Origin of the sequence: Gilliamella sp. wkB108 (genome assembly GCF_001690195.1) — a bacterium.
Classification (GTDB): domain Bacteria; phylum Pseudomonadota; class Gammaproteobacteria; order Enterobacterales; family Orbaceae; genus Gilliamella; species Gilliamella apicola_L.
Genome location: NZ_LZGM01000066.1, coordinates 73,829 through 87,954, shown reverse-complemented (window position 1 = coordinate 87,954; position 14,126 = coordinate 73,829). Strand labels below are relative to the sequence as shown.

The following is a 14,126-nucleotide window of genomic DNA, read 5'->3' as shown; positions in this document are numbered from 1 at the left end:
CTATCACTTGTTAAACAACAAGTGATAGTTAAGCATAAATAAAATATAAATTGAAGTATTATATTTTACATTAACTAATTGCTTCTCTGACTAAAGTAGCAATTTTTTCAACTTTCGGACCATATATAACTTGAACATGTGTATCACTGATAACAACTACCCCCATTGCACCTGTTTGTTTAAGGACTTCTTGATTAATAATGGTTGTGTCATTGACATCAACTCTCAGTCTGGTTAAACAATTATTAATCATACTAATATTATCTCGACCACCTAGTGCATCTATGATCATCTGTTCTAGTTGCCCTGTTTCTAGTTTATTTTCAAGATTTTTAGATGTATCAAGAAACTCATCACTCGTATCAATTGAGATATTCTTTTTGGTCAAATACCATTTGAAGACATAATAGTATATTGGCGCATAAAAAATACCCGCTACCAACTCCATATACCATTTCGAATTTTCAACCAACACACCATAAAGAATAAAATCAATAAAACCACCACTGGTATTACCGATTCCAACATCAAGTAAACTCATGGATAAAAATGCCAATCCCCCCATGATTGCATGAAATAGATACAATAATGGCGCGATAAATAAAAATGAAAACTCGAGTGGTTCAGTTATACCGGTAACAAAAGCTGCGGCAGCACCGGCTATCATCAGAGCTTTTACCTTGGTTTTCTTTTCTGTTGGTGTTGTTTTATAAATAGCATAAGCTGCTGCTGGTAATCCAAACATCATAAATGGCATTTTCCCTTGACCAAGGAATTTAGTGAAAGGTTTTAATTCCTCAATATTGACCGTACCGAAATAATGCATAAAGACATTAAGCGTACCATCAACACCACCTAAAGATCCACCAACTACCGTTGTTCTAAATAGTTGGTTGATAATGTGATGTAGCCCAGTTGGAATTAATATTCTTTCTAAAAAACCAAATAAGAAGACACCAATTGCACCTAAGTGACTTATCCCTGAACCGATGGATTCTATAGCAAACGAGATCGGCCCCCAGATAAATGGTAAAGCTTGACCTAAAATGGCCGACCAAAATATGACTGCAATTGATACAAAGCGTTTTCCACCAAAAAAAGCTATTGCTACAGGAAATTGAATTTTGTAATACTTATTATGTAGATAAGCACTCAAAATACCGGCAATCATGCCCGCAACCGCTCCCATTTGTAATGTATCTTGTATTCCCAGTATATTTGCTAATGTTTTAGGATCGATAGTCACTATTCCCGATTTTATCATTATCGATGCACTAAACAGCATCATGTAATAACCCATAAACCCAGCTAGTGCGGCTATCTCTTTCTCTTGTTTAGCAAGACCAAATGACACAGAGATAGCAAACATCACAGGAATTAACTCAAATGCTTTACCTGAAATTGATCTGATTGTACTAACAATATAGATAGCTATATCTGTTTTTAAAAATGGTAATATATCTTGTATTTGTGGTCGTAATAAGGCTGCAGAAAGACCTAACAACAACCCCGTTAAAGCTAAAATTGCGATAGGTAACAGCAGACTACGCCCAAAGTTTGAAAAGAAATCCATGATTCTTAATTTATTTTTTTTTTGCATGCTCAGTTCCCTCTCTAATACTGAAACTAGTATTTAATTTATTTACTCAAAAATAAGGGAAGTAAAAGCTTCCCTACAGTAATTAATCTATTTCAGTTCAGGCCAATACTCCTTGTTAGCATCAATCAATTCATCAAGAATAATGCGTGCTTTTTTAGCATCATTAACGGTTCTATTAATTGTTAATGATTCAAGGGCTTTTTGATATGAACCTTCAAAATATGCATCAATAGCAAGTTTTTCGGAGGCTAATTGATTTTCTAATAGACCTTTATAAAAGGTAGGAATGTTGCCTACTCGCATTGGGCTAGGTCCATTTGCACCAAGTTCGGCAACCACTTCGACCATACCGTCATCTGGCAAGTTATTAATAGCACCTTTATTTTCAATAATCACAATAAATCGATTGTTTTGGTTATAAGCAATTGACATGGCAACATCTATCATAAACTCAGCATGCGCATCTTCATGAATATTGATATATCCTTTAGTGGTATTGGCATCAATGATAGTTTGGCACTCTTGAAATACTCTTTTTTCCCGGCTATTCATAACTTCATTAGCACGGGTATAATTTGGATCAAGGTGGCTAGCTTTATAATCAGGATAGAGATAATATTGGTTATAAGTGTTTGGTAAATAATCAGGGAAATCTTCCATGAGTTGTTGAACCATACCATACGTTTCTAACCATGATTTATCACGCTGTTCAGCATCTTGAGGTAAAAATCCTCGTTCTTTAATTAATTCTCGGATTTTAGGTAACAGATCTACGCCGGTAGCTTTATCATAAATATGTGTAAACCAGCCATAATGATTCAGACCAAAATAGACAGGATCTAACTCTTTAAAATGACAACCTAACAAACGACTACATGAACGTACAACGTTTTCGGGTTGATCACAAATATTCAATATTTTAGTATCTTCAGGAAACTCTCTGCGTAAAGCTTCAGCCACAATAGCTGCTGGATTAGAATAATTTAATATCCAAGCATTAGGAGCATACTTTCGCACATCATAAATCGCTTTTATCATCTCTTTTGTGGAACGTAATCCATAAGCGAATCCACCTGGCCCACATGTTTCTTGACCAATAACACCATGTTTTAAAGGTATTTTTTCATCAAGCTCACGCATCTTATAACCACCAACTCTCATTTGCATAAATACAAAGTCCATATCTTTGTAAGCTTCAGCAATATCGGTGGTATAATGAAATTCCGCTTCGGGATATAATTCCTTAAACAAAATTGCACCAAATTTGCCTATTTTTTCTTGGCGAGCAGCATCAATATCAAATAAAACCAGCTTTTTTAATGGAAATTGCTCTTTCATTCGGCAAAACGATTTTAAAAAACCTGGCGTAAAAGTACTTCCGCCACCAACAATAACTAAATTATATTTCTTCATATAGGTTACCTCTGACAGTAAGTTATTTAGATGATGAATATCAGCATAAAATTATGCTCAAACAATAAGAGTGAATTGACTATAAAGGGGAAGGAAATACATTGATTATGTGGAAATCTACAATTCGTGATCTAAATCACAATATGAATATTTTCAACTTATATAAAATAGCTATTTTGATTTATATATGTTAATTAATCATCATAAATATCATAAGGTTAATATTATAAGTTGTATGAAAGTTGTCTATTTAAAAATTACTGAAAAAATTAGAAACAGAATCAATAATAACCAATATATGGTGGGATCTTTTTTACCTAGTGAAAAAAAGTTAGCCCTAGAAAATCACACTTGTGTATCAACTGTACGAAAAGCATTACTACCATTAGTCAAAGAAAAAATTATTCAACCGTTACAAGGAAAAGGTTATTTGGTTATAAAAAAAATTAACTATAAAAATCGACCATTAGCTGGTTTTCATAAAGTAATGGAAAATGCGGGTGAAAAAAATGTAATTAACTTAGTCACTCAATTTGAAGTTATTGCAGCAACAACTGAAATAGCCGATAAACTTGCAATACAAACAGGTGAGCCGGTCTATTCAATTGAAAGATTACGATTACTCAATGAAATACCTATTTTACTAGAAACAAGTTTTTTATCGGTTAGATTGTTTCCTAATTTAAGTATCTGTCACCTTGAAGTATCAAAATTCAAATATATTCGTGAGGAGTGTAATATTACCATTTGTGACGGTTATCGAACCTTTTTACCTTTACTTGCTGATGAATATGTGTCCAAGTTACTTCAAGTACCTATTGCTCATCCATTATTAGAAATGAAAACAATCGTTTTTTCAATTGATAATCAACCTATTGAAATATCGAAACAAATCCTTGTTACTGAGCGTTATAACACACAACACTATTTCAAAGCATAAACAAGTAAACCTTTTTATATCGATTAATCAACACCATATGGGCAAACAAAAAATACACTATTTTTTTCCACACTATATGTCGTTATCATATATCCTAAAGAGAGATTAGTGATACTGGTCACCTGCAAAATCATCTGTTGCAACAACTTACCTTTAATTATGTTTAATAATTCTGCTTGGGTTGAATCAGCACTTGCTGGAATAAAATGCAAACGACTGATAATTTCATTTTGTGGTTGGTATTTTTTTATAACATTAAGAAGTGGTTGTAACATATCGCTATAAGTGAGCATTGGAAATTGTTTACATGGCAAAAATATTTCTTGTATTTTGAGTGGGTTACCATCTTTATAGATAAGGCGCTTAATAGAATAAACCTTATCATTTATAGATAGATCTAAACTCTGAGCAATAGAGGCTGGGACGGTCATAATTTGATATTTAATAATATCTATACTTTCTTGATTATTAACAATATTATCCACTTTAGGCAGTGGATACACCAACTCATTTCTTTTCTGACGTATAAAATGTCCCTTCCCTTGTACACATTCAATCATCCCTTCTTGATTGAGCCGATTTAAAACCTTTCGAATAGTACTGCGAGATACTTCAAAATATAAAGATAACTGTTGTTCGGTCGGTAACCTGTCTCCAACTTGATAATGACTATCAGTTGAATGAATTTGCTCTTTGAGCTGATTATAGATCAAATCATATTTCATGCTAAATGCTCATATAAAAAATATATATGATAAATTAATTTTACTATAGTAATAATAATAGCTTAACCAAAACAACTGGTTTTCATATTAGGGTAATGCCACTTATAATGATTTTAGTACATTAAGCATGTACATATAATATGGACATTAATTTACAACTTAAGTTATCAATAAACAGAAGTTAAAAACCGTGAACAAAACGATCCCAATTTTGTTGATCATCTTTAAAATTCAGCAACTAATCAGACATACGCTTGCAAAACCAAATTCTATACCAACCAATTTTCCCTATTGTATTAAGGTATCAATGACAATAGATCAACAGTACGGGTACTTAGTATTGAATTTAGCTGATTTTAATCACGGACGAAACTCAAACTTCGCATTGATTTCGTCCTAATTGGGAAATAGCACTGATCAGCAATTAATCGATTAAACGATAAAAGAGTTTTCCCAAAAATCAGTACCTTTGAATCTCATATTAAGTTAACTTAAAAAATATAAATCACCTCAGTGATTTGCGCTTAAAAGCTAAAACTGTTCACTAAAATTACATTGGTGATCCTCGTATATTTGTTATTTTTATCTTGTCGTAATACCAAGAATCTTAATAACAACTACTATAAAATAACTTCAAAAAACTCTAATTGAGCAGGTTCAAAGTAAATATCTTTGTTATTTGGTCGGCTACCAGTATTTCGGTGTGTTGAATGAAACTGTTCAGAGTTTACCCACGCTTCAAAATCAGCTTTGGTTTCCCATTCGGCAAAAGATGAAAACAGCGTATATTCTTCTTCTGTTTTTCCTTTTAAGAAATAGAAGCGATTAAACCCCTTCATTTCATTCAAATGTGTTTCACGGTTACGCCATATTTCAATGAAAGCATCTTCACTGCCATGTTTAATTTTAAAACGATTCATGACGATATACATATAATTCTCCTTTTTTCACCAGTAAATAGACAAAAAAATAGCACGCCTATGCGTGCTATTTTATAAATAAAACCTGACTTAGGTCTATTGATTTTCATCTGCAGAATTCAGTAACTCAGCTAAATTCGCTGTGGCTTCTTCTGCTGAAATTGTCGGTTGAATTTCTTCATTTGAAGGTACTGCCCGTTTACGTAAACGTTCTTTATGATAAGCATAACCAGTACCGGCTGGAATTAAACGACCCACAATTACGTTTTCTTTTAATCCACGTAATTCGTCGTTTTTACCTGCAACTGCTGCTTCTGTTAACACTCGAGTCGTTTCTTGGAACGATGCCGCTGAAATAAACGATTCTGTTGTTAATGACGCTTTAGTTATACCTAATAAATCATGTAAATAAACAATCGGCTCTTTACCTTGTGCTTCAAGTTCACGGTTAATAATCTTCAAGCGTGAAACTTCAAGTTGTTCACCATCAAGTAGACGAGAACCACCCGGATGAATAACCGTTGCTTTACGCAACATTTGACGCACAATAACTTCAATATGTTTATCATTGATTTTTACACCTTGCAGACGATAAACTTCTTGAACTTCGTTAACAATATAACGCGTTACTGCATTTACACCACGTAGACGTAAAATATCATGAGCTGATTCTGGACCGTCTGAAATCACATCACCACGTCCAACTTGTTCACCTTCAAATACGTTAAGTTGACGCCATTTTGGAATCATCTCTTCATATGGTTCACTACCATCTAATGGAGTGATAATTAAGCGACGTTTACCTTTAGTCTCTTTACCAAATGAGATAATACCGTCAATTTCTGCAAGAATCGCTGGTTCTTTCGGTTTACGCGCTTCAAACAAGTCCGCAACTCGTGGTAAACCACCTGTAATATCTTTGGTACCAACAGATGCTTGTGGAATACGTGCAAGTGTATCACCGATGTTGATTTCCGCACCGTCTTCTAACTGTACTAATGCTTTACCCGGTAGGAAATACTGTGCTAGCATTTCTGAACCTGAAACGTAAACATCTTTACCTTTGGCATCAACAATTTTAATTGCCGGACGCAAATCTTTACCAACACCAGTACGCTCTGCAACGTCTAATATAGCGATAGAAGATAAACCGGTTAATTCATCAGTTTGACGAGTAATGGTTTGACCATCAATCATATCGACAAAACGAACAAAACCTTTTGCTTCTGAGATTACTGGCATAGTATGCGGATCCCAGTTAGCAATGGTTTCACCAGCTTCAACAGCTATGCCATTACCTTTAGTCAAGATCGAACCATAAGGAACTTTGTACGTCTCTTTCATTCGACCTAATTCATCAATGATCGTCAACTCAGCATTACGCGAAGTAATGACTAATTTCTTATCTGGGTTAATTACAAATTTAGCATTAGTAAGTTTAATACTACCTTTATTTTTAACCTGAACACTTGATTCAGCCGCTGCTCGAGATGCCGCACCACCGATATGGAACGTACGCATGGTTAACTGAGTACCTGGTTCACCGATTGATTGTGCTGCGATAACACCAATTGCCTCACCTTTATTCACCAAGTGACCACGCGCTAAGTCACGACCATAACATTTAGCACAAACACCGAAATCAGTATCACACGAAACTACTGAACGGACTTTAACACTATCAACAGATTCTGCTTCTAGTAAATCACAATAGCTTTCATCTAGTAAGGTATTACGCGGAATTAAAATATCTGCACTACCTGGTTTTAATACATCTTCAGCTGTTACACGACCTAAAACGCGTTCACGTAAAGGCTCTTTAACATCACCACCTTCAATAACCGGTGTCATAACCACACCTTCTAAGGTGCCACAGTCATCTTCGATAACCACTAAATCTTGGGCAACATCGACTAAACGACGGGTTAAATAACCTGAGTTTGCTGTTTTTAATGCTGTATCAGCAAGACCTTTACGCGCACCATGAGTGGAAATAAAGTACTGAAGTACGTTTAACCCTTCACGGAAATTTGCCGTAATAGGTGTTTCGATAATCGAACCATCTGGTTTTGCCATCAAACCACGCATACCTGCTAACTGACGAATCTGAGCCGCAGAACCACGCGCACCAGAGTCGGCCATCATATAGATGCTATTGAAAGAAGATTGAACTTCTTCTTCACCCTCACGGTTGATGACTTTTTCAGTTGAAAGGTTATCCATCATCGCTTTAGCAACGCGTTCATTGGCTGCTGCCCAAATATCGATAACTTTATTATAACGTTCACCAGCAGTCACCAAACCTGATTGGAATTGTTCCTGAATTTCAGCAACTTCAATTTCAGCTTCATTGATGATCTGTAATTTTTTCGCTGGAATTTCCATATCATCAATACCAACTGACACACCTGAACGTGCAGCATAAGCAAATCCTGTGTACATGACTTGGTCAGCTAAAATAACGGTTTCTTTCATGCCTAATTGGCGATAACAGATATTTAAGATCCGTGAAATCGCTTTTTTACCAAGCGGTTGGTTAATCACAGAAAAACTCATACCTTTTGGCATAATCAACCATAAAATCGCACGGCCAACAGTAGTATCAATGACTGATGTTGTTTCTTCCCATTCGCCAACAGCATTTCGATGATTTTCAGTAATACGTACTTTAACTTTTGCATGCAACTCAACTAAACCTAAACGATACAGTTTTTCTGCTTCTTTAGGACCAGTTAAGATCATGCCTTCACCTTTAGCATTAATCTTGTCGCGAGTCATATAGTAAAGACCTAATACCACGTCCTGAGAAGGAACGATGATAGGCTCACCACTCGCAGGTGAAAGAATATTGTTAGTTGACATCATTAACGCACGCGCTTCTAATTGCGCTTCTAGTGTTAATGGAACGTGAACCGCCATTTGGTCACCATCGAAGTCAGCATTGAAAGCCGCACACACTAATGGATGTAACTGAATCGCTTTACCTTCAATCAGGATTGGCTCAAACGCTTGAATACCTAATCTATGTAGTGTTGGCGCACGGTTTAGTAATACCGGATGTTCACGAATGACTTCGTCTAAAATATCCCAAACAATTGCATCTTCGCGCTCAACCATTTTCTTAGCTGCTTTAATGGTTGTTGCATAACCACGACGTTCTAATTTACCGTAAATAAATGGTTTGAATAATTCCAGTGCCATTTTTTTCGGTAAACCACATTGGTGTAATCGTAAGTAAGGACCTACAGTAATTACTGAACGGCCAGAGTAGTCAACACGTTTACCTAACAAGTTCTGACGGAAACGACCTTGCTTACCTTTAATCATATCGGCAAGTGATTTTAATGGACGTTTGTTTGAACCAGTAATAGCACGACCACGACGACCATTATCTAATAATGCATCAACCGATTCTTGTAACATACGTTTTTCGTTACGTACAATGATATCCGGAGCAGCTAGATCTAATAAACGTTTTAAACGGTTATTACGGTTAATCACACGACGGTAAAGGTCATTCAAATCTGATGTTGCAAAACGTCCGCCATCAAGTGGTACTAATGGACGTAAATCTGGTGGCAACACAGGTAATACATTTAAGATCATCCATTCAGGTTTATTCTCTGATTGGATAAATGCTTCAATAATCTTGATACGTTTAGTCAGTTTTTTACGTTTAGTTTCTGAATTAGTGGTTGCTAGTTCATCACGTAGTGCTTCACACTCAGCTTGCACATCAATATTACGTAATAACTCTTGGATAGCTTCCGCACCCATACGTGCATCAAATTCATCACCAAACTCTTCTAACGCATCTAAATACTGCTCTTCAGTTAAGATTTGACCGCGTTCTAAGTTGGTCATTCCGCCGTCAAGCACCATAAATGATTCAAAATAAAGCACGCGCTCAATATCACGCAGTGGCATATCAAGTAACAAACCAATACGAGACGGTAATGATTTTAAAAACCAGATGTGTGCAGTTGGTGATGCAAGTTCAATGTGACCCATACGTTCACGACGTACTTTAGCTTGGGTAACTTCTACACCACATTTTTCACAGATCACACCACGGTGTTTTAAACGTTTATATTTTCCACATAAACATTCATAATCTTTTACCGGTCCAAAAATACGCGCACAAAACAACCCATCACGTTCTGGTTTGAACGTACGATAGTTGATTGTTTCAGGTTTTTTAACTTCACCAAAAGACCATGAACGGATCATATCAGGAGAGGCAAGACCTATCTTGATTGCGTCAAAATCTTCTGTTTTTGTTTGTGCTTTTAGAAACTTTAGTAAGTCTTTCACAATTGACTCCTATGGAGTTAAACCAATTAGATAACTTATTATTGCTAATAAGTTATCCCTATAAATAGAAATCATTGGAGTTAGTTAAGATTACTCTTCATCTAACTCGATATTGATACCTAACGAACGAATCTCTTTTAATAGTACATTAAATGATTCAGGGATCGCAGGTTCCATACGATGATCACCATCTACAATATTTTTATACATCTTAGTACGGCCGTTTACGTCATCTGATTTAACCGTTAACATTTCTTGTAAGGTATAAGCAGCACCATATGCTTCTAATGCCCATACTTCCATCTCACCGAAACGTTGACCACCAAATTGAGCTTTACCACCCAATGGTTGTTGGGTAACCAGACTATATGAACCTGTTGAACGCGCATGCATCTTATCATCAACTAAGTGATTCAATTTCAACATATACATGTAACCAACAGTAACCGGACGTTCAAATTGTTCGCCCGTACGACCATCATATAATGTAATTTGACCAGATGTTGGTAAGTCACCAAGTTCAAGCAATGATTTAATCTCTTGCTCTTTCGCACCATCAAATACTGGTGTAGCAAGTGGCATACCGTTACGTAAGTTTTGCGCTAAAGTCATCACTTCTTGATCGGTAAACTCATCTACATTAACTTTTTGAGCTGCGCCTAATCCAAGATCATAAGCTTTTTGGATAAACTCACGTAATTTAGCTAGCTCTTGTTGCTCTTTAAGCATTGCATCAATTTTTTGACCAATACCTTTAGCCGCCATACCTAAGTGTGTTTCTAGGATCTGTCCGATATTCATACGAGACGGTACACCTAGTGGATTTAACACGATATCAACTGGACGACCTTTATCATCATATGGCATATCTTCAATTGGGTTGATCTTAGAGATTACCCCTTTGTTACCATGACGACCGGCCATTTTATCACCAGGCTGAATTTGACGTTTAACCGCTAAATAAACTTTAACAATTTTCAGTACACCAGGTTGTAAATCATCACCCTGTGTAATTTTCATGCGTTTTGCTTCAAGTTTTTTATTAAATTCAGTTTTAATTTCTTCGTGTTGTTCAGCAAGTTGTTCTAATTGCGCTTGTTTATCTTCGTTGGCAATGCCAATGGTTAACCATTTTTCACGTGGTAAAGCATCTAATTTATCAGCTTTAATACCACCTGAGATTAACACATCACGGATACGAGCAAACAATGCAGCTTCTAAGATTTTCAGCTCTTCTGTTAAATCTTTTCTTGCTTGTTTAAGTTGCATATCTTCAATTTCAAGTGCGCGTTTATCTTTTTGCACACCATCACGAGTAAAGACTTGCACATCAATAACTGTACCAGAAACACCATTTGGTACACGCAAAGAAGTATCTTTAACATCAGAGGCCTTTTCACCGAAAATTGCTCGTAGTAATTTCTCTTCTGGTGTTAGCTGTGTTTCGCCTTTAGGTGTCACTTTACCAACCAGAATATCACCACCTTTAACTTCAGCACCAATATAAACAATACCTGATTCATCAAGTTTCGAAAGTGCTGCTTCACCAACATTAGGGATATCAGCTGTAATTTCTTCTGCACCTAACTTAGTATCACGAGAAATACATGATAACTCTTGAATATGAATTGAAGTAAAACGGTCATCTTGGACAACTTTTTCAGAGACTAAAATAGAATCCTCAAAGTTATAACCATTCCATGGCATAAATGCCACACGCATATTTTGACCTAATGCCAATTCACCTAAGTCAGTTGAAGGTCCATCAGCAAGTACATCACCACGTTCAACTTTCTCACCTAATTCCACACAAGGAATTTGGTTAATACAGGTATTTTGGTTAGAACGGGTATATTTAGTTAAATTGTAAATATCAATGCCCGTTTCACCAGCATACATTTCATCAGCATTAACGTTAATTACGATACGTGATGCATCAACATATTGTACAGTACCACCACGACGAGCAACGGCTGTTACACCTGAGTCGACAGCTACAGCACGTTCCATACCAGTACCAACAAATGGTTTTTCCGCTTTTAATGTCGGCACGGCTTGACGTTGCATGTTAGCACCCATCAAGGCACGGTTAGCATCATCATGCTCTAAGAACGGAATCAATGAAGCACCAACCGATACGATTTGCTGTGTTGATACGTCCATATAATGAACTTGTTCTGGACTATATAATCCTGATTCGCCATTTAAACGACAAGTCACTAAATCTTCTTTGAAACGTCCATCATCATCCAGATTTGAGTTAGCTTGGGCAATAACAAATTCACTCTCATCAATTGCAGACAAATAGTTAATTTCATCTGTAACAACACCATCGATAACTCGACGATAAGGTGTTTCTAAAAATCCATACTCATTAGTACGCGAATAAACCGCTAATGAGTTAATCAAACCGATATTTGGACCTTCCGGAGTCTCAATCGGACATACACGACCATAGTGTGTTGGATGTACGTCACGTACCTCAAAGCCTGCACGTTCACGAGTTAAACCACCCGGACCTAACGCAGAAATACGACGTTTATGTGTAATTTCAGATAATGGATTATTCTGATCCATAAATTGTGATAATTGGCTTGAGCCAAAGAATTCACGAATTGCTGCTGAAATCGGTTTAGCATTGATCATATCTTGTGGCATCAGAGAATCGAGATCACCTAAAGATAAACGTTCTTTTACGGCGCGCTCTACGCGAACTAAACCAATACGGAATTGGTTTTCTGCCATTTCACCAACACTTCGGATACGACGATTACCTAAATGGTCAATATCATCGACTTCACCATGACCATTACGGATAGCAATCAGTTTTTTCATTACATCGACGATATCGCCTTTGGTTAAAACACTTTCACCTTCGATATCATCACGTCCTAATGAACGATTGAATTTCATACGACCAACCGCTGATAGATCATAACGTTCATCAGAGAAGAATAAATTATCAAATAACGCTTCAGCCGCCTCTTTTGTTGGTGGCTCACCAGGACGCATCATGCGATAAATTTCAACTAACGCACCTAATCTGTCACGAGTTGAATCAACATTCAATGTTTCAGAAATAAAAGAACCATGATCAAGGTCATTAGTAAATAACGTTTCAATTTTTTTATGACCTGCATTGGTTAATTCAAGCAATAATTCAAGTGAAATCGGCGTATTGGCAAACGCAATAACTTCACCTGTTGCATCGTTAACATAATTTTTGGCAAGCACCTTATTGACAATATATTCAACCGGCACATCAATTTTAGTAATTTTATCTTTTTCTAATTCACGGATATGACGGGCTGTAATACGTCGACCTTTTTCAGCATAAACTTTACCTTTTGATTCAATATCAAATAGTGCAGTTTCACCACGCAGGCGCTCTGGAACAAGGTCCATTTTTAATTTTGACTTGCCAACTTCGAAAATAGTCTTCTCAAAGAAAATATCTAAAATTTCTTCTGTTTCATAACCTAAAGCACGTAAAATGATTGTTGCAGGTAGTTTACGACGACGGTCAATACGAGCGAAAAGATTATCTTTTGGATCAAACTCAAAATCAAGCCAAGAGCCACGATAAGGAATAATCCGTGCATTATATAAAACTTTACCAGAAGAGTGTGTTTTACCTTTATCACTATCAAAGAACACACCTGGGCTACGATGCAACTGTGATACGATAACACGTTCTGTACCATTGATCACAAATGTACCATTGTCCGTCATTAAAGGGATTTCGCCCATATAGACGTCTTGCTCTTTAATATCTTTTACTGTTCCTTCTGGCGCATCTTTATCATAAATTACTAAACGTAATTTCACACGCAACGGTGCTGAGTATGTGATCCCTCTAATTTGACATTCTTTAACATCAAATACAGGTTCGCCCATTTTAAAGCTCACGTATTGTAACTCAGCGTTACCACTATAACTTTTTATCGGAAATATTGAACGGAAAGCGGCTTCCAAGCCATATTGACCTTCTGGATCTTGCTCAATAAATTTCTGGAACGAATCAAGTTGAATAGAAAGAAGATACGGTATATCCAAGACTTGTGGACGCTTACCAAAATTCTTACGAATTCGTTTTTTCTCGGTATAAGAGTAAACCATTAGTTCCTCAACTTGCTTATCTGCTATTTTAGCATGATTAAATATTCATCAGGGGTACTACCAATTAAATAATAACGCCTGACACCTCATCGAAA

At 36.3% G+C, this 14,126-nt stretch carries 7 protein-coding genes; 1 reads left to right on the top strand and 6 read right to left on the bottom strand.

Annotated features, from left to right (window positions below; genetic code table 11):
* Positions 1–70: 70 nt before the first annotated feature.
* Together A9G11_RS06550 and A9G11_RS06545 are read right to left on the bottom strand one after the other, a co-directional pair.
* Positions 71–1,600 carry a PTS transporter subunit EIIC gene (locus tag A9G11_RS06550; RefSeq protein ID WP_065618698.1) on the bottom strand — a complete coding sequence of 510 codons (1,530 nt, stop codon included), beginning with the start codon at positions 1,598–1,600 and terminating at the stop codon, positions 71–73.
* Positions 1,601–1,687: 87 nt separating this feature from the next.
* Entirely contained in the window at positions 1,688–3,013 is a 1,326-nt protein-coding gene (locus A9G11_RS06545) for a 6-phospho-alpha-glucosidase (RefSeq protein WP_065618697.1), read from the bottom strand.
* A gap of 235 nt (positions 3,014–3,248) precedes the next feature.
* Between A9G11_RS06545 and A9G11_RS06540 the strand changes: the two genes are divergently transcribed.
* The gene (locus A9G11_RS06540) at positions 3,249–3,953 is read left to right on the top strand and encodes a GntR family transcriptional regulator (RefSeq protein WP_065618696.1); all 705 of its coding nucleotides are present in this window, start codon (positions 3,249–3,251) and stop codon (positions 3,951–3,953) included.
* Positions 3,954–3,976: 23 nt separating this feature from the next.
* On the opposite strand, the gene A9G11_RS06535 is transcribed toward A9G11_RS06540, so the two are convergent.
* From A9G11_RS06535 to rpoB, 4 genes are all read right to left on the bottom strand, one after another.
* Positions 3,977–4,678 (bottom strand): GntR family transcriptional regulator, encoded by a 702-nt coding sequence (locus A9G11_RS06535; RefSeq protein ID WP_065618695.1) that lies wholly within the window; start codon positions 4,676–4,678, stop codon positions 3,977–3,979.
* Between the two features lie 620 nt (positions 4,679–5,298).
* A complete protein-coding gene (locus tag A9G11_RS06530; protein ID WP_065618694.1) occupies positions 5,299–5,610 on the bottom strand; it encodes an antibiotic biosynthesis monooxygenase family protein in 312 nt (103 codons plus the stop codon).
* Between the two features lie 84 nt (positions 5,611–5,694).
* Entirely contained in the window at positions 5,695–9,912 is a 4,218-nt protein-coding gene (gene rpoC, locus A9G11_RS06525; protein WP_065618693.1) for a DNA-directed RNA polymerase subunit beta', read from the bottom strand.
* 90 nt (positions 9,913–10,002) lie between these two features.
* Positions 10,003–14,031: a DNA-directed RNA polymerase subunit beta gene (gene rpoB / locus A9G11_RS06520; protein ID WP_065618692.1), complete on the bottom strand. Its 4,029-nt coding sequence runs from the start codon at positions 14,029–14,031 to the stop codon at positions 10,003–10,005.
* Between the last annotated feature and the right edge of the window lie 95 nt (positions 14,032–14,126).

Excerpts from the sequence above, each read along its gene's own strand:
- A9G11_RS06540 (WP_065618696.1), top strand. The coding sequence starts at position 3,249 with ATGAAAGTTGTCTATTTAAAAATTACTGAAAAAATTAGAAACAGAATC.
- A9G11_RS06535 (WP_065618695.1), bottom strand. The coding sequence starts at position 4,678 with ATGAAATATGATTTGATCTATAATCAGCTCAAAGAGCAAATTCATTCA.
- A9G11_RS06530 (WP_065618694.1), bottom strand. The coding sequence starts at position 5,610 with ATGTATATCGTCATGAATCGTTTTAAAATTAAACATGGCAGTGAAGAT.
- rpoB (WP_065618692.1), bottom strand. The coding sequence starts at position 14,031 with ATGGTTTACTCTTATACCGAGAAAAAACGAATTCGTAAGAATTTTGGT.
- A9G11_RS06545 (WP_065618697.1), bottom strand. The coding sequence starts at position 3,013 with ATGAAGAAATATAATTTAGTTATTGTTGGTGGCGGAAGTACTTTTACG.
- A9G11_RS06550 (WP_065618698.1), bottom strand. The coding sequence starts at position 1,600 with ATGCAAAAAAAAAATAAATTAAGAATCATGGATTTCTTTTCAAACTTT.